General features: G+C 63.1%; 15 protein-coding genes and 1 pseudogene. 9 read left to right on the forward strand and 7 right to left on the reverse strand.

Features of this window, described 5'->3' with window-relative positions; all coding sequences use genetic code 11:
* On the forward strand, positions 1-348 hold a 348-nt coding region (locus LL972_RS20235; RefSeq protein ID WP_228329116.1), incomplete at its 5' end, for a hypothetical protein.
* 64 nt (positions 349-412) lie between these two features.
* Here the strand turns inward: LL972_RS20235 and LL972_RS20240 are convergent.
* The 5 genes from LL972_RS20240 to LL972_RS20260 form a co-directional block, all read right to left on the reverse strand.
* Complete coding sequence (locus LL972_RS20240; RefSeq protein ID WP_228329117.1) at positions 413-868, reverse strand: hypothetical protein; 456 nt, start codon at positions 866-868, stop codon at positions 413-415.
* Positions 869-3,376: 2,508 nt separating this feature from the next.
* Positions 3,377-3,838: a methyltransferase family protein gene (locus LL972_RS20245; protein ID WP_228329118.1), complete on the reverse strand. Its 462-nt coding sequence runs from the start codon at positions 3,836-3,838 to the stop codon at positions 3,377-3,379.
* Positions 3,839-3,907: 69 nt separating this feature from the next.
* Positions 3,908-4,378, reverse strand: a complete 471-nt coding sequence (locus LL972_RS20250; protein WP_228329119.1) for a GNAT family N-acetyltransferase — start codon at positions 4,376-4,378, stop codon at positions 3,908-3,910.
* Between the two features lie 61 nt (positions 4,379-4,439).
* On the reverse strand, positions 4,440-4,727 hold the full coding sequence (locus LL972_RS20255; protein WP_228329120.1) for an Imm32 family immunity protein: 288 nt from the start codon (positions 4,725-4,727) through the stop codon (positions 4,440-4,442).
* A 90-nt stretch (positions 4,728-4,817) separates the two neighbouring features.
* Complete coding sequence (locus tag LL972_RS20260; RefSeq protein ID WP_228329121.1) at positions 4,818-5,150, reverse strand: hypothetical protein; 333 nt, start codon at positions 5,148-5,150, stop codon at positions 4,818-4,820.
* A gap of 204 nt (positions 5,151-5,354) precedes the next feature.
* Here LL972_RS20260 and LL972_RS20265 point away from each other — a divergent pair.
* Positions 5,355-6,386, forward strand: a pseudogene (locus tag LL972_RS20265) (integron integrase).
* A gap of 16 nt (positions 6,387-6,402) precedes the next feature.
* Here LL972_RS20265 and ilvD read toward each other — a convergent pair.
* On the reverse strand, positions 6,403-8,241 hold the full coding sequence (gene ilvD / locus LL972_RS20270) for a dihydroxy-acid dehydratase (RefSeq protein WP_228329122.1): 1,839 nt from the start codon (positions 8,239-8,241) through the stop codon (positions 6,403-6,405).
* A gap of 308 nt (positions 8,242-8,549) precedes the next feature.
* Between ilvD and LL972_RS20275 the strand changes: the two genes are divergently transcribed.
* A complete protein-coding gene (locus LL972_RS20275) occupies positions 8,550-8,816 on the forward strand; it encodes a YkgJ family cysteine cluster protein (RefSeq protein WP_228329123.1) in 267 nt (88 codons plus the stop codon).
* A gap of 21 nt (positions 8,817-8,837) precedes the next feature.
* On the opposite strand, the gene LL972_RS20280 is transcribed toward LL972_RS20275, so the two are convergent.
* Positions 8,838-9,383 (reverse strand): gamma carbonic anhydrase family protein, encoded by a 546-nt coding sequence (locus LL972_RS20280; RefSeq protein ID WP_228329124.1) that lies wholly within the window; start codon positions 9,381-9,383, stop codon positions 8,838-8,840.
* 731 nt (positions 9,384-10,114) lie between these two features.
* On the opposite strand from LL972_RS20280, the gene LL972_RS20285 reads away from it, so the two are divergent.
* From LL972_RS20285 to LL972_RS20310, 6 genes are all read left to right on the forward strand, one after another.
* Positions 10,115-11,422, forward strand: a complete 1,308-nt coding sequence (locus tag LL972_RS20285) for an MFS transporter (protein ID WP_228329125.1) — start codon at positions 10,115-10,117, stop codon at positions 11,420-11,422.
* 138 nt (positions 11,423-11,560) lie between these two features.
* A complete protein-coding gene (locus LL972_RS20290) occupies positions 11,561-12,799 on the forward strand; it encodes an HD-GYP domain-containing protein (RefSeq protein WP_228329130.1) in 1,239 nt (412 codons plus the stop codon).
* Between the two features lie 602 nt (positions 12,800-13,401).
* Positions 13,402-13,878, forward strand: a complete 477-nt coding sequence (locus tag LL972_RS20295) for a MarR family winged helix-turn-helix transcriptional regulator (RefSeq protein ID WP_228329126.1) — start codon at positions 13,402-13,404, stop codon at positions 13,876-13,878.
* Positions 13,879-13,999: 121 nt separating this feature from the next.
* Positions 14,000-15,028 (forward strand): SphA family protein, encoded by a 1,029-nt coding sequence (locus tag LL972_RS20300; RefSeq protein ID WP_429002208.1) that lies wholly within the window; start codon positions 14,000-14,002, stop codon positions 15,026-15,028.
* A 33-nt stretch (positions 15,029-15,061) separates the two neighbouring features.
* Positions 15,062-15,829 carry a coniferyl-alcohol dehydrogenase gene (locus LL972_RS20305; protein WP_228329127.1) on the forward strand — a complete coding sequence of 256 codons (768 nt, stop codon included), beginning with the start codon at positions 15,062-15,064 and terminating at the stop codon, positions 15,827-15,829.
* 26 nt (positions 15,830-15,855) lie between these two features.
* A complete protein-coding gene (locus LL972_RS20310) occupies positions 15,856-17,337 on the forward strand; it encodes a benzaldehyde dehydrogenase (RefSeq protein ID WP_228329128.1) in 1,482 nt (493 codons plus the stop codon).
* Positions 17,338-17,751 lie beyond the last annotated feature (414 nt).

Below are 17,751 nucleotides of genomic sequence, written 5' to 3' on the forward strand. Positions count from 1 at the left end.
CTTCATGGAACCTCCTCGGGAAAGGGGACGAGAAAATTCCACTTCTGGCGTCAGCTAATGGGCGGGGGGATTACCTGGCTTCTCAGGCCATTCACCTGCATGGGTAGCAAACTCAAGGAACTGAATCCTCCCGCCGTAACCGTAGAGGAGAGTGGTGACACCATCCGGAAGCCCCGCAATCTCAAGATTGAGATCCCCAATTATGAATGTTCCTGGCTCGAGAAGCGGCGACGAGTCGGGCACAGAGAAGTTGATGTAAGCCCCGACACCAGTATGCTCACGGGAAGCTACAACTGCCGCCTCGGCTTGCAGCCGAAGCAACGAAAGTCTTTGATCGTCTCCGGCTAAACAGGCGTCTAGAACTCGCTTCTCAAATGCTGTGAGAGTGCTCATGTGCCGCCTAACGCCTGAATTAAGCAGACCCGCGAAGCGGGTTCGGCTTGAATGAATTGTTAGGCGGCGCGCCAGCTCTACGCGGCTTACCGTAGCGCCGCCCGGGAAAGCCAACGTACTGATCAACAGATCGGCGGCCGTCGACGGTTTGGACAGTGACCAGAAAGTGGGCGCCTGCAGTTAGATCAGTACCAAACCTGGCCGTCATAACAGCAATCTCGTCGTGGTCGATGCCATTGCGGCGAGCTAGCTCCGGCAATTGTTGGCTGTAGCGCTCGATAGCAAATCGAAGATCTGCTGAGACCGGGCTACCAGAGGAAGTCCCTTGTAAGAAATCCACGGTTATGTGACCTATGGTCGAAGCCGCCGCCTCTCCGTGAATATCGACACCGAGCACACCCACCATGAAGCAAGTCCCACTCGCAAGCGAATCTGCGACGTTGTGAGCGAAGGATGTCAGTTCGCCAATTTTCATCGCTACAGCCTCCTAGAACCGTCCTAGCCGCATAAAGCCTGAATTAAGCCGACCCGCGAAGCCGGTTCGGCTTGAATGAATTGTTAGGGCCCATTGGCGGAAGAAGTTCTCGGGCCACAGAAAATCTGGCAGACGCTGCCGGATTAAGTCAGCCTGAGTCTGGTACCCGCACGCCTCGAGCTCGCGGAGGAATACAGGCCATGGCGGAATGTTGCTCATGTACACGTTGGTAGCAGACGTGGACATGCCGCCGCCTTGAGAGCTGGATAGACCGCCGTACTGTGAAGTAGATAGACCGCCGTACTGTGAGGTCGACAAGCCTCCGTACTGGGAAGTGGACAAGCCACCATACTGCGAGGTGGAGAGGCCACCGTACTGCGATGTGGACATGCCGCCATACCGCGACGTGGACATGCCGCCGTACTGCGATGTAGACATGCTACCGTACTGTGAAGTCGACATACCGCCGTACTGGGATGTGGACAGCCCACCGCCTTGAGATGTACTCAAGTTGCGAGGCCACAATCTCATGTTTGGAATGACCGGCCTGCTCAATGGACTCTCCTTGAAGTTTGGTATGGGCCCTAACGCTTGAATTAAGCCGAGTTGCGGAGCAGCTTCGGCTTGAATGAATTGTTAGACCGCGCCCTCACTGCTCATCTTCCGGGCGCAGTGGAGAGTGGGACCAGTCAAAAGCGGTCAGTACGTGTCTGGCCAGAGCATCGAACTCCTCGCGGTAGTGATGCTCATGTGGTGCCGGAACCTCAGGCCACCCCAGGGCAAAGCCCATGGACCTTAGAGTGCAAGAGTACCGCTCAAGTGGGCCATAGCCGAATACTTGGTTGTGACGGTCCCACACAACAGTGGCCTTGTCTCCTGGAGAGTATGCCCAGAGGTCAAAGCGTGCATCTGCGGAGAGAAACGGCGCAAACCTGGCTAGGAACTCTTTGACCTGAGCCAGCGACAAGGCTGGGCTTTGGTAACGGCCAGGCAGCGCCTCTCCGCGAGGAGTGTGAAGCACGTACAGCAAGTGGTACGGTGGGCCCAAGCATTCAACTAATCGTTCAAAAACGACAGGGTCTCCGCCGGGAGCGCCCGCAGTTATGTGCTGCCCGATGTCGAACACGGGCAGGTGCGAGTGGGCAGCCCACTCACCGTTAACAAGGTGGCCGAGACGGTACATAGCGGTCTAACGCCTGAATTAAGCCGACCCGCGAAGCGGGTTCGGCTTGAATGAATTGTTAGCCCTCACTGCGATGACCTGACTAGCACGCGGTCACTGCAGACCCCAACAAACCGAGGTTGTGAGAGTGCCGAAAGCACAAGGTTTTCACCAAGGAAACTTGCGCTGTAGCAGCACCGCTCGGTGCCCGCTTGAATGTATAGGTTTCCTTGCTCGGGGCCGACAGAGCAACTTTTGGGGCCAGCAGTCCAGATACCTTTCTCTATCGTCCCCGGGGCGTTCGTGTAGCCGGGGTTGGCCGTTCGGCGATACTCGAAGTTGTAGCCGTCAGCGAACTCGTAGCTTGCAGGTCCTCTCTTCTCGTGCCAGTTGCCCACAGGGTTGAACTTATAAGTGATCGTTCTAATGTTGGTCGCCCCTGGCGGGGCAGGCTTTGCGCTGTAATGTCTTACGCCATCTTTGGTGTAAGAGTAAACAGTACCGGGCTCACGGTCTTGCGCGATGGTTGGCTCCAAGTGTATGGCAAACCAAATTGCAGCAAGCTCAGCATACTTCATGACGATCCTGTGGAAGTCTGTTGAGGGCTAACGCCTGAATTAAGCCGTGCCGCGAAGCGGCATCGGCTTGAATGAATTGTTAGGCATTGCTGCCCGGAACCTCACGGACCGACTCTACGGCAAACGATATTGGTGCTGACTCAATGGGCAAGCAAGCGCAGATCGCGTCCGAGAACTCGTCTAGGAGGCTTTTCCCTCTGGGTCAAAGTCGTTCTGAGCTTCAAGCACGATGCAATCGCTTTCCCAGCGGCAAGACACGTTCTCGTGCCATGGACGACTGGCGAACTCGTCTGTAATTTCTGAGAGGCCCGCCAACGCAGATTGCTCTGACATTCCCCGGCAAGAGACCGTGATCTTGAACATGCAATGCATAACGCTTGAATTAAGCTGAGCCACGAAGTGGCTTCGGCTTGAATGAATTGTTAGGCAGTGAGTGGTCGCGAAGGTTGGTGGTGCAACCATGCTCCCCAGCACTGCCGCTTGGGCAGAGTGTGCCACAGCTTGCTGGATGGAGCTTGCCCGCGGATGCAGCGGCGAGCGATGCCACCGAAGCCAAATGCAATGGGCGCGGCGCAGTAACAACGTGCGAGTACGAAGCCCCGAACTTGCCGCAGCCCACAACGGTGATGACTGCCGCCCCGAGCCGGCCGCATGCATGCCAGTCAGCGCACCGAAGCAGGACCCAACAACGCGTTTGCTCCACCACTGCCTAACACCTGAGTTAAGCCGAGCCGCTAAGCGGCTTCGGCTTGAATGAATTGTTAGGCCTCATAGCCAGCGCGAGGCCTGCCTGCAGAATGCAGCGTACGTGTCCGGGAAGCGAGCGGACAGATACCGCTCCTCCGGCTGAATTTGGAACCGCGTGATGTAGAGCATGAAGGCAGGAACGGCCATGAGCGTGGCCGCATTGTGGAGGTGGAGCGCCCAGCCCAGGAGGATCACGGAGTGGCCCAGGTACATTGGGTTGCGGGTGTAGCGATAAATGCCAGATGTGACCAGGTGCGTGGCTGAGGCCGGCCTGAGTGGGTTGACCGTAGTACCGACGCGCTGAAAGGCGAGTTTGGGAAGAATGTTGAGCGCCAAGCCCACAACGGCTAGAGCAACAGCGACGGGTGTGCGTAGTGGAAGCTCGAACGAGAGCGCGGGCATGAAGTATGCTGCACCGAACGCGGCAATGCCCAAGAGCACCATGACAACCGGCGGCGGGATTTTTGTCTCAAGCCATTGCATGTAGGTTGGAATGAGGCCTAACAGCTGAGTTAAGTCGCGCCGCGAAGCGGCGTCGGCTTGGACGAATAGTTAGGTGAGCGGTAGAGCCATAATATGCTGCGGCCCGCGCGAACCACCCAGGTATAGCTCGCCATTATCGACAAAGCCACACTTGCGATACAGCGACGCCGCTGCTGTGTTCCGACAGTTTACGGTTAAGAATACCGAGCTTGCCTTTACTCGTTGCGCCTGGAGATAGGTGGCAAGATTCTGGAGTGCGCGTCTTGCCAAGCCTTTACCCTGGTAGTTGCTAGCAATAAAAAATGACCTTAGTCCGACCGATCCGGCGGCCGCAAATGCATAACGTATCGGATAGTCGAAATCGATGATGAAGAAGCCGGCTGGCGCTCCCTCATCTAGTATCACATGGCCTGTCACGCGCTCAGAGACGTCTGCGAGTGTAGATTCGAATGTGCCGATGAAATCCCGCTGATTGTCTTCTACGTCGAGGGTGGCAACGCCGCCAGACAGGTCCTTGGTAAGCGGCACGATCAAGTTCATCTAAATCACCTAACACCTGAGTTAAGCCGCGCCGCGAAGCGGCGTCGGCTTGGACGAATTGTTAGGGCGCAGCTGACGACAGACCATGACGCGCGCTCCACTCGGCGGACCAACTGAAAAGCTTGACGTGGTGCACCTGATGCCAGCCCTCGCCCCGCTCATTATCCAGCATGGTCTCGGTGAGATCGACTCCGCCCCAGGCCTGCGTAAAGAGGTGGCCGTCTTGGCAACTACCTTGCTCGGCATGCTCTCGAAGCCTGCGAATCTCCCGTTCCAGCGCGAGGAGGCCAGACACGTCACCATGAATATGGACGACGTTGCCTTCCGGGTTTGCAACGATGCTTAGCATGAGAAGCGAATCACCTTTGTCTGCGCCCTAACGCCTGAATTAAGCCGCGCCGCGAAGCGGCGTCGGCTTGAATAAATTGTTAGGTGGCAACTACGGCAACTGCACGTGTTCCACCCACCTATCTGCAGTGAAGCCAAGGATAAGCCCAAGAAGGGCCGCAAGAGCAAATCCCTCCGTGGGAGGGCTGAACAATGCAGCGATTGTCAAGGCCACCCCTATGCCCAAAACCGTCTGCCCTGGTAGAGATAGCGAGCGCTTCTTTCCGGCGGTACCGAAGGCGACGATGCCGCAGTAGATGCCGAACAAGAATACGGCGGCAATGCCTTTAGCGGCACGAGCATCAAGGATCTCAAAGCGAAAGACCGCGAAGAGTGCAAAGATGCTGCCGAAGAAGATTGCCCCAAAGACTTCCCAGCGATTCATTGCCACCTAACAACTATTCGAAGTCAAAAAGGTGCGTAGCACCGGGGTGTAGTACGTAATCTCTGACCTCCACACCAAGTGCATTCCCATTGGTTTTACCGCGACATCCCGATCGTGGCGCGTGACCACGGTGCGTAAACATGTCGCATTCCCCTGCGGCGACTCAACGCAATGCGACCGTATCATTCCGACCGAACGGCTTCAATGTCTTCGTCTGCATCGGCCGCCAGGCAGCCGTCTTCGGCAGCGCCTAGCGGGCGACGGCCTGCCAGGCTGTTGGACCGCGTCCGCGATCGGTTGCAGCGGCTGGGCCGTGCCAAGCGCACCGAGGATGCCTATGTTGGTTGGATTCGGCGCTTCATCCTGGCCAACGAAAAACGCCATCCAGAGACGATGGGAGTGCGCGAAGTGGAGGCGTTCCTGACCATGCTGGCGGCGCGCGATGGCGTGGCGCCTTCCACGCAGAATCAGGCACTGGCCGCCTTGCTGTTTCTGTATCGCGAGGTGTTGGGACGCGATCTGCCATGGATGGACGAGATTCGGCGTGCCAAGCGGCCGCGGCGGTTGCCGACCGTCCTGAGTGAGGTGGAGGTCATGGCGGTGCTGGCGCAGATGGAGGGGCGTCACGCACTGATGGCGGCACTCCTCTACGGGACCGGCATGCGCTTGATGGAGTGCGTGCGCCTACGCATCAAGGATGTGGATGTTGCGCGCAACGAGATCGTGGTGCGCGATGGCAAGGGTGGGAAGGACCGCCGCACACTGCTGCCGCAGTCATTGCGCGATGCGCTGCAGCTCCAGTTGGACGAAGCCAAGCGCGTGCATGCGCGGGATCTGCAGGTGGGCGCAGGTGAGGTCTAGCTTCCGCACGCGCTGCTGCGCAAGTATCCCAATGCAGCGCGTGAGCCAGGATGGCAGTATCTGTTCCCGGCGCCGCGTCGTAGCGTGGATCCGCGCGGGGGTGCGGTTCGCCGCCATCATGTGGACGTGAAGGGTTTGCAGCGTGCGGTGAAGGCGGCCTGTCGGCAGGCAGGGCTGGACAAGCCGGCCAGCTGCCACACGCTGCGGCATTCTTTCGCAACCCATCTGCTCGAAGCTGGGTACGACATCCGCACCGTGCAGGAGCTGCTGGGTCACAAGGACGTGGCGACCACCCAGCTCTACACCCATGTGCTGGGGCGAGGCGCGTCGGCGGTGCGCAGCCCGCTCGATCGTCAGCCGCAGGCTTGGCGATAAGTGCTGCTTGCGCGCCTCAGCCGTCCAGCATCGCTTTGTCCCGCACCGCACCCTTGTCTGCGCTGGTCGCCAGCAACGCGTACGCCTTCAACGCTGTAGTGACCTTGCGCGGACGCACCTCCACCGGCTTCCAGCCTTTTGCATCCTGCTCTGCGCGACGACTAGCAAGCTCTTCGTCGGACACCAGCAAATTGATCGAACGATTAGGAATATCGATCAGGATCTTGTCGCCGTCGCGCACCAGGCCGATCGCGCCGCCTGCGGCGGCTTCCGGCGAGGCGTGGCCGATCGACAGGCCCGAGGTGCCGCCGGAGAAGCGGCCGTCGGTGAGCAGGGCGCATTGCTTGCCCAGGCCCTTGGATTTGAGATAGCTGGTGGGGTAGAGCATTTCCTGCATGCCGGGGCCGCCCTTGGGGCCTTCGTAGCGGATCACCACGATATCGCCAGCCTTCACTTCGTCGGCGAGGATGCCCTTGACCGCCGAATCCTGGCTCTCAAAGACACGCACATTGCCTTCGAACACGTGGATGGATTCGTCCACGCCTGCGGTCTTCACCACGCAGCCGTCGCGGGCGATATTGCCGTACAGCACGGCCAGGCCGCCTTCCTGCGAGAAGGCGTGGGCGACATCGCGGATGCAGCCTTCGCTGCGGTCGGTATCCAACGTGTCCCAGCGTGTGGCCTGGCTGAAGGCAATCTGCGTGGGAATGCCGGCCGGGCCGGCCTTGTAGAACGTGTGTACGGTTTCGGTGTCGGTCTGGGTGACGTCCCACTGCGCGATGGCGTCGGCCAGCGTGCGTGCGTGCACGGTGGCCGCGTTGGTGTGCAATAGCCCGCCACGCGCCAGCTCGCCGAGGATGGCCATGATGCCGCCGGCGCGATGCACGTCTTCAATATGGTATTTCGGCGTGTTCGGGGCGACCTTGCACAACTGCGGCACGCGCTTGGACAGGCGGTCGATATCGCGCATGCCGAACGGCACCTCGCCTTCCTGCGCGGCGGCGAGCAGATGCAGGATGGTGTTGGTCGAGCCGCCCATGGCGATGTCCAGCGTCATCGCATTCTCGAACGCTTCGAAGGTGGCGATGCCGCGCGGCAGGGCGGTGGGGTCTTCGCCGCCATACCAGCGATGGCACAGCTCCACCGCCACGCGCCCGACGCGCAAAAACAATTGCTCGCGGTCGGCGTGCGTGGCCACCACGGTGCCGTTGCCCGGCAGCGACAGGCCCAGCGCTTCGGTCAGGCAGTTCATCGAGTTGGCGGTGAACATGCCCGAGCACGAGCCGCAAGTGGGGCAGGCGCTGCGCTCGAACTCGGCCACCTTCTCGTCGGAGGCGCTGTCGTCGGCGGCGATCACCATGGCGTCGATCAGGTCGAGCTTGTGTTCGGCCAGCTTGGTCTTGCCGGCTTCCATCGGCCCGCCGGAGACAAACACGGTGGGGATGTTGAGCCGCAGCGCGGCCATCAACATGCCGGGGGTGATCTTGTCGCAATTGGAAATGCACACCAGCGCGTCGGCGCAATGCGCGTTGACCATGTATTCGACCGAGTCGGCGATGATCTCGCGGCTGGGCAGCGAATACAGCATGCCGTCGTGGCCCATGGCGATGCCGTCGTCCACGGCGATGGTGTCGAACTCCTTGGCCACGCCGCCGACGCGTTCGATCTCGCGCGCGACCAGCTGGCCGAGATCCTTCATATGCACGTGCCCGGGCACGAACTGGGTGAACGAGTTGGCGATGGCGATGATGGGCTTGTGGAAGTCCCCATCCTTCATGCCGGTGGCGCGCCACAGTGCGCGGGCGCCGGCCATGTTGCGGCCGTGGGTGGAGGTCTTGGAGCGGTACTCGGGCATGGCGAAGTCGACGGCTGATCAGCGAGCGGTGGCTGGCAATTAGACCGCGTCGTGACTGTTGCTGCTGCAACCGTCGCGGCGCGCTCCGGTGATCCGGCACGGTAGCACGCGGCCGCTCGGCGCGGTCCTCACTGCCGCGTGCGCGTTGATCGGGGTCCAGGTCTGCAACGGCCCAGCTTCCGGTGGGCGTGGAGCGAGGAGCGCGCTAGGCTGGCGGCATTCGGTTGGCTGCGTTTTCGGGCAGGCGGCCCGGCACGCAGGGGTCTTTCGCCAGCATCGGGCCTGCGCCGCGCCGCTACACTGTGCCGATGTCTTCCACGCTCTCATGCCGCCTGGGCTGCGCTGCCTGCTGCATCGCGCCCTCGATCAGCTCGCCGATCCCCGGCATGCCCAACGGCAAGCCGGCCGGGGTGCCCTGCGTCCAGCTGGATGCGCAGCTGGGTTGCCGCCTGTTCGGCGCACCGACGCGCCCGGCGGTATGCGGCAACTTACGCCCGTCGCTGGAGATGTGCGGGTCATCGCGTGAGCAGGCGCTTGGCATGCTCGCGGAGCTGGAGCGTGCGACCCAGCCCTGAGTGCCGCATCGGCGGGGGCGCTCAGCCGCCGTTGGGCACGCCCAGGTACTGGTCCTTGAGCCGCACATAATGCTGCGCCGAATAATGCAGGCTCTCGATTTCCTTGTCGCTGAGCGTGCGGGCCAGGCGTGCGGGATTGCCCAGCCACAATTCGCCTTCGCCGACGATCTTGCCGGGGCCGACCAACGCGCCGGCACCGACAAAGCCGTAGCGCTTGACGGTGGCGCCGTCGAGCACGCAGGCGCCCATGCCGATCAGGCACAGGTCTTCGATGGTGCAGGCATGCAGGATGGTGCCGTGGCCGACCGTGACGTCGGCGCCGATCACGGTCGGATAGCCGGCCTTGTTGAACGGGCTGTGGTGACTGACGTGGATGATGGTGCCGTCCTGCACGTTGGTGCGTGCGCCGATCTGCACATGATTGACGTCGCCGCGAATCACCGTGCCCGGCCACACCGACACGTCATCGCCCAGGCTCACCTTGCCGATGATGGTGCAGGCAGGATCGACATAGACGCGTGCGCCGAGTTGCGGGGTGTGTTCCAGGAACGAGCGAATCGGGGTCACGATGATCTCCAGCATGTCGGCGTGCCGCCCGGTGCGGCCACTGCCGGCATGATAGCGGGGCGACCGTGGGGATGCGGCAAGCGCTGGCGTGGCTGATGACATATCTGGCTGTGGCCGTGCATGACGCAGCGGCTCGGCGTGTTGAAACGACCGACGCCAGAACCTGTGGGGCTGCGCCTGAATTTTGCTGCAGCTTCGAATGAATCGAGTTGCAGCACTGCGCGTCGAGGTTTGCAGTCATACGCATCTAGCCTCTTTCAAGTGCGCTATCGCGAAATCTCGCATGCCATGCCTGCGCGACGAGTGCAGCATTGAGCTTCGCAATCCTGACTAAATGAACTCGATGGTTGCCCGGCCCGATCGCACGCCAGGTCACGCGCCGCAGCTGCACGCGCGAGGAAGATCGTTTCCGTGCAAACAACGTGCACGACCCAACACCGTTGCGCAGACACCTCAACGAATGCATGGAGAGCCAGGCGAAGCGCTCTGCCGGCCTGTTCGATAAGCGCACACCAGTGCATGCCGCTGTATTGAACGCCATCTGCGATCGGCCTAGCGTGCCGGTGACGTCTTGCACCGCGGTGCTCGTGCTGCGTTGCAGTGCCGATGCATTGCCGAATGCTTTTGCAGTGCGAGGCTTGCTCGCGTCTTCGTCGTGCTGCCGCTACGTGGTCGCATGGCCACACGTGCGGCTGCCAACGCACCTGCCATTCCTATACCAGGATCACCCGATGACCCAGAGTGCCGTGACACCCGCAAGTTTCGCGCTGGAGCGCATGACACCGTTCCAGTGGAGGGCGGTGGCGGTGTGCGTGTTGCTGACCATGCTCGATGGCTTCGATGTGATGGCGATGGCCTTCACCGCTCCGCATGTGTCAGCGCAGTGGCAGTTGTCGGGCAAGCTGCTCGGGGCCTTGTTCAGTGCCGGCCTGGTCGGCATGGCGGTGGGGTCATTGGTGCTGGCGCCATTGGCCGACCGCATGGGGCGGCGCGCGACGATCCTGGTCTGCCTGGCAATCTTGACCGTGGGCATGGGCGCCTCGGCGCTGGCCACCGGCGCCTGGCAACTCGGCGCGTTGCGTGCCTTCACCGGCATCGGCATCGGCGGCATGCTGGCATGCGTTGCGGTCATCGCTGCCGAATATTCCACCGCCCATTGGCGCAGCACGGCACTGGCGTTGCAGGCCACCGGTTACCCGATCGGCGCGACGCTGGGCGGCGCAATGGCGGCGTTGCTGTTGCAGCAGTGGTCCTGGCATGCGGTGTTTGTGCTCGGTGCGCTCGGGTCGCTGCTCTGCGTGCCCTTGGTGCTGGCGTTCCTGCCCGAGTCGCTGGAATTCCTGATTGTGCGTCGCCCGCCCGATGCGGGCGCACGCTTCAATGCGGTGCTTGCGCGCATGGGCATGCCGCCGCGTGCGGTACTGCCGTCACCGCCGCAGGTCTCCGATCGGGCGCAGGGCTATGCGGCCCTGTTCGTGCCGGCATTGCGGCGGCAGTCGCTGTTGCTTGCGCTGGCGTTCTTTCTGCTGATGTTTGCGTTCTATTTCGTGCTCAGCTGGACCCCGAAGCTGCTGGTCGTGGCCGGCTTGTCGGCGGAGCAGGGCGTGACCGGTGGCGTCTTGTTGAATCTGGGCGGCATTGCCGGCGGGGCGGTCTTCAGCGCGCTGGCCGCACGTGCGCGCCTGTCGCGGCTGACCGCTGGCGCGCTGGGGATCTCGGCGCTGGCGCTGCTGGCCTTTGGCCTCTACAACACCGTGCTGAGTTGGGCGTTCGTCATCGCGGTGCTGAGCGGCGCGGCGTTGTTTGCTGCCATCGCCGGGCTGTATGCGGTGGCGCCGGTGGTCTTCACGGTGGCGGTGCGTTCCACCGGCATGGGCTGGGCGATCGGGGTGGGCCGCTTCGGCGCGATCGCCCAGCCGCTGTGCGTGGGCGTGCTGGTGGACGCGGGCTGGTCCCCGGCAGCCCTGTACCTGGCCTGCAGCGTGCCGTTGCTGCTTGCGGCCATCGCCGTGCTGGGCATGCGCCTGCCGGCACGCTGAACTGCTCAGCTGGCGGTTGCCACGCAGCGCTAGCGAGGTCGACCGGACCAAAGAAATCCTGCGCACTGCCGATACCCCGACAGACCCTCCATCGTCATGGCGGGCTCTTCCGCGGACCATTTGCAGATCAGCGCCGGCATGCTCAGAACCATCGATTCAGATCAACTCCGCCCCGGCATGTATGTCTACAAGCTGCTGGGCGCGTGGGTGCACCATCCGTTCTGGAAGACCTCGTTCCTGGTTGATTCGGACGACGTGGAGAAGATCCATGGCAGCCGGATCGAGCAACTGGTGATCGATACCGCGCGTGGCCTGGACCTGGAAACAGCGGCGCCGGATGCACCCGACCCGGAGCTCGAGCCGGCGGTACCGCCAGCATCACCGACGCCCGAGCCGCCCACCGCCACGCGTACCGCGCGCACCAATAGCGTCACCGCACAGGTCGGTATCGAGTCCGAAGTGGTGCGTGCACGCAAGATCTTCGAAGACGGCCGCGACACGGTCGAGGCGATGTTCCGCGATGTGCGGCTTGGACGCACCGTCGACACCGAGGCGGCGATGCCGTTGGTGGAAGCCATCAACGAGTCGGTCCTGCGGCATCCGCAGGCCTTGATCAGCGTGGCAAGGCTCAAGACCGCCGACGACTACACCTACCTGCATTCGATGGCGGTGGCCGGCCTGATGAGCGGGCTGGCGCGCCAGCTCGGCTTGCCCGAAGGGCAGGTCGTCGAGGCGGCCATGGGCGGCCTGCTGCACGACATGGGCAAGGCGGTGACGCCGCTGGACATCCTCAACAAGCCCGGCAAGCTCACCGACGACGAAATGGAGGTCATGCGCCAGCATCCGCTGGATGGCCACCGCCTGCTGGTGGCCGGCGGCGTGCAGAACGCGGTGGTGCTGGAGATCGCGCTGCATCATCACGAAAAAATGGACGGCAGCGGCTACCCGAATCGGTTGGCGGGCGAGAACATCTCGCTGATGTCGCGGATGGGCGCGGTGTGCGATGTGTACGACGCCATCAGCTCCGACCGCCCCTACAAGCGCGGCTGGGATCCGGCCGAATCGCTCAAGCGCATGGCGTCATGGCAGGGACATTTCGACCCGGCGGTGTTCCAGGCCTTCGTGCGCCGGCTGGGGATTTATCCGGTCGGCTCGCTGGTGCGGCTGGAGTCGCAGAAACTGGCGGTGGTGATCGAGCAGACGCCCGATGCGCTGCTCAAACCCAAGGTGCGCGTGTTCTATTCGGCCAAGCTGCGCAGCCATGTGCTGGCGCAGGACATCGATCTGTCGCGTCCGGACTGCCAGGACCGCATCGCGCAGATGGAAAGCCCCACCGACTGGGGCTTCCGCGATCTTGAGAAGCTCTGGTTGCCGTAATCGGTAATTCGTAATCCGCAACCCGTAGGCCGCAAGTTTGCACGTGGCCTACCTGGCACGCAGATGCATCGAGCGAGCGCCACGCCAGTTGAGGAATCTCGCTGGGCGATTGGGTTGGATGCGCAAGCGTCGCGTGGCGACAACCGCAGCCTTGTCGTCGTGGTTGCCGACACCGCTGCCAGACACGGCATGCCGCACGCATCTGTGCCGGCTTGCCGGCGCAAGGCAGTTGCCGCCACGACCACCAGGGCCATTGGCCCGCCCGGTCAAGCTGGCGAGCGCGACCATGCTGCGCTGCAGCTTGGCAATGTAGTTATGATCCATAACTATTCCGGAACGCAATCACTTGCCGACCCCGGAACCCATGTCTCAGCCGTGCCTGGATGACCGTCACCTCCCATACCTGCCTGTCGATGCAGGCGGATGCGATGTGCCGGCGCCGGACCGGGGCCGGCATGGTGTGGCCCGCCTGCACGGCGGTGCCACGCCCACCTCGGCATGCCTGCGCGCGTCTACAATGCAGCTCACGCCGTGGACCGGCGTTGCGGGCGGTGAGCGTTGCGCGCACCGGTCCGCTCGTCGTCTTCGCTGCGAGAACCGTCATGTCCGTCACTGCCAATGCCGCCCTGCCGCCGGATGCCGTCACCACGGTGGATCAGGCGCGCCTGCTGCGGCTGCTGGGCTACCGCATCACCCGCACCGAGTTGCTGGTGCGGCGGATGTTTCAGGACTGCGTGGCAGCGTTCGATCTCAAGCCGGTCGACTTCTCGCTGCTGATGCTGGTGGATGGCAACCCGGGCATCAACCAGCGCCAGATCGGCGACGTGCTGCACGTGTCGGCGCCCAACCTGGCGATCGTGGTGGCACGCCTGGTCAAGCGCCGCCTGCTGCGGCAGGTGCGCGGACGCCAGGACCGACGCATGCAGCATCTGTCGCTGACCAGCGCCGGCGTGACCCTGCTGAGCGCCGCCGAGGCCGAAGTGCTGCGCATGGAACAGCAGCTCAGCGTGGTGCTGGGCAGCAGCGAGGCGCCGTTGCTGCGCGCACTCGACCGCCTGGACCGTCTGGACACCGCGTAATCCGCCGCTGCCGTGCAGGCGCACGGCCAGCTTTCCTGTTGACCTGCACACGCGCCGTTGCCGGCGTGTCGATCGCGCCTGCCTGACCGTTGTCCCGCCGCAGTTCCCGCTGTTCCTCCCAATGCTGGAGATGTTCGCAGTGAGCTATCGATCGGTCCTGTCTGGGTTGTCTTCCCGCGCGTCGGCGCTGCGCCGCGCAGCGCTTGGCATGCTGTCGCTGCTTGCTGCCGGCACGGCCGGCGCACAGAACCTGCCGCAGAGTACGACGCTGACCAACGGCATTAATACCGGCGGCACCAGCTATCTGGACGGCTTCACCCGCACCACGCCCGGCTGGGCGGTGATCACCTATCTGCGCCAGAGCTCACTGGATGCAATCAAGGATTCCCGCGGCAACGACGTGCCGGTGTTCGATCGCCCGCGCATCGATTCGACCCTGCTGCTGACCCAGGTCGCCTATGTCACGCCGTACAAGCTCTTTGGTGGCGCAGTGGGCATCAACACGCTGCTGCCGCTGATCAACCTGGATGCCTCGTTCGGGCGCAACAGCATTGCCAGCTTGCGTGACAACGGCGCCGGTGTGGGCGACCTGACCTTTGGCCCCTATCTGCAGATGCTGCCGGTGATCCGCAATGGCAGGCCGGTGTTTTCGCAGCGTTTCGAAATCAATGCGATCGCGCCGATCGGCAAGTTCGACCGCGATCGCGATCTCAATCAGGGTGCCGGCTACTGGTCGCTGGTGCCGCAATACGCGTTCACCGTGTTCCCGACGCCCAACTGGGAAGTCAGCGCACGCATCAACTACATCTACAACTTCCGCAGCGAGCGGCGCCCGAACCTGCCGCCGGGCTTTGCGTTCCGCAACGGCCAGGCCGGCGACGCGGGCTGGATCAACTTCGCCACCTCCTGGGAAGTGGTACCCGACATCCGGCTTGGCGTGAATGCCTATTACCTCACCCAGTTCCGCGACAACCGCACCAACGGGCAGCGCGTGGCCGACACCCGCCAGAGCGTGTTCTATGCGGGGCCCGGTGGCGTGTGGCGGATGGATGCCAACAACATGCTGTTTGCCAATGTATATCTGCCGGTGAAGGTCAAGAACGCTGCCTCCGGCAACAACGTCAACCTGCAGTACGTCCATGTGTTCTAGCGCCGGCGCAGCCGGCCTCTTCGGAGAGTGGCAATGAATTTGCAGAACAAGACGATCGTGGTCACCGGCGTGGCATCGGGCATCGGTGCCGAAGTCGCGCGCCTTGCCCGTTTCCATGGCGCCAAGGTGATCGGTGTCGATCGCACGCCGGTGCAGATGTCGCTGCATGGATTCCACCAGGCCGATCTCGGCGATCCGGCGTCCATCGATGCGCTGGTGCAGGCCTTGCCGGAGCGCATCGACGCGCTGGCCAATGTGGCCGGCGTTCCCGGCACCGCACCGCTGGAGGTCGTGGCGCGTGTCAACTACCTGGGTCTGCGCCATTTGAGTCAGGTGCTGCTGCCGCGCATGACGCCTGGCGGTTCCATCATCAACGTGGCCTCCATCCTGGGCGCCGAATGGCCGCAGCGCCTGGAGCTGCACAAGCAACTGGCCGCCACCGACAGCTTTGCGGCCGGCGCTGCATGGCTGCAGGCGCATCCGGTAAACCACGACACCTGCTACCAGTATTTTAAGGAAGCGCTGATCGTATGGACCTTGCTGCAGTCGCGGCCCTGGTTCGCCGAGCACAGCGTGCGCGTCAACAATGTCGCGCCGGGGCCGGTGTTTACGCCGATTCTCGGCGATTTCGTCACCATGCTCGGCGAGGAGCGCGTCAAGGAAGATGCCAAGCGCATGACGCGCCCGGCGTACGCCGACGAGGTGGCCGAGGCCATCGTGTTTCTCGCCTCCGATGCTGCGCGCTGGATCAACGGCATCACTCTGCCGGTCGATGGCGGGCTGGCGTCCACCACTCTGTAACACCCCCCTCAGCAGGAGGCTAGACCATGAACGCTCTCCCCAACACCCCGATTGCCGCGTCCTCCGTCCCGGCGTGGCATGGCTGCATCTTCAATGGCGATTGGGTGCCAGGCAACGGCGGCACCGCGCAGATCATCGAACCGGCCACCGGCAAGCTGCTGCACGAAGTCGGCAAGGCCGATCTGGCCGATGTCGCCGCTGCCGTGGCGCTGGCGAAAAAAGCGCAACGTGCCTGGGCAGCCACGACTCCGCGTGAGCGCGCTGCGGTGTTTCACCGTGCCGCGCAGCTGATGGAAGCGCGCAGCGCGGAAGCGGCGCTGCTGATCGCGCGCGAAACCGGCGGCATCCTGCCCAAGGCCCAGCGCGAAGTGAACGAGTCGGTGGTGTTCTATCAGCAGGCGGCAGCGCTGCCGCTGCAGGCCGTCGGCCAGGTACTGCCGACGGGCGCCGGTCAGCTCAGCCTGGCCCGGCATCTGCCGCTGGGCGTGATTGCAGTGATTTCCCCGTTCAATTTCCCGCTGATCCTGTCGCTGCGGTCGGTGGCTCCGGCGCTGGCGATGGGCAATGCGGTGGTGCTCAAGCCCGATCCGCGCACGCCGTACACCGGTGGCGTGGTCATCGCGCAGGTGCTGGAGGAAGCGGGCCTGCCGAAGGGCTTGTTGCACGTGCTGCACGGCGATGCCGCCATCGGCCAGGCGCTGGTCGAATCGCCGGATGTCCCGATGATTGCCTTCACCGGTTCCACCGCTGCCGGGCGACGCATCGGCGAGATCGCAGGCCGGCACTTGAAGAAGGTGTCGCTGGAGTTGGGCGGCAACAACGCGGTGATCGTGCTCGACGACGCCGATCTGGACAAGGCAGCCTCTGCAGTGGCGTTCGGCGCCTATATGCATCAAGGGCAGATCTGCATGGCCACCGGCCGCGTGCTGGTCCAGCGCGGCATTGCCGATGCACTGACACAGCGGCTGGCTGAAAAAGCCAGGCATCTGCCGGTTGGCGATCCGGTCAGCGGCACCGTGGCACTGGGTCCGATCATCGACCAGCGCCAGCTGCAGCGCGTGATAGATATCGTGGACGACAGCGTCGCCGCCGGTGCGGTGGTGGAAGCCGGTGCCAGCAACGAAGGCCTGTTCTATGCGCCGACGGTGTTGTCCAACGTGCGTCCGGGCATGCGTGCATTCGACGAGGAAGTCTTCGGGCCGGTGATCAACATCACCGTGTTCGACACGGATGATGAAGCCGCAGAATTGGCCAACCACGGTGAGTACGGCCTGGCTGCCGGCATCCTGTCGGCGTCGGTTTCGCGTGCCATGAACCTGGGCGACAAGCTCCATACCGGCCTGTTGCACATCAACGATCAGACCGTGTCCGACGAAGTCATCAATCCCTTCGGCGGTACCGGTGCCTCGGGCAACGGCACCAGTGTCGGCGGGCCGGCCGACTGGGAGCAGTACACCCACTGGCAGTGGCTGACGATCAAGAACGAAGTGCCGCAATACCCGTTCTGACCGGCATGGGGCAAGGGCCATTCAGCAAAACTCGCAGCGTCGAGGGCGCGGTGCCCTCACCGCTCGCGGGACACGCCGTGACTCCGTCCCTGGAGGCTCGGTGGCGGCATCCATGCCGCCACACGGTCCCGCAATCGGCGAGGACACCGCGCCGGACAGTTGGCCGGCACTCATCTGAAAAGCTGTCTCTCGTGCGGTGTGCATCAGACGTGGAGCCGATGCTCTATGGTCGAACAAGGCGCATCCAGCACAGCTCTTAGCCGTGCACACCGACCATCTCGCCTGGTCCTTGCCCGCTCACCGTCGCGGGACCCTGAGCGGCATGGATGCCGCGCCGGAGCCTTATCTGTTCGGATTCTGGCAGTTTGGGCGTCGAGAGCCGGCGTGGGCCACCGTGAGAGCCTGGATCGTTAC

The sequence above is a fragment of the Xanthomonas campestris pv. asclepiadis genome, from assembly GCF_020784175.1.
Classification (GTDB): Bacteria; Pseudomonadota; Gammaproteobacteria; order Xanthomonadales; family Xanthomonadaceae; genus Xanthomonas; species Xanthomonas campestris_D.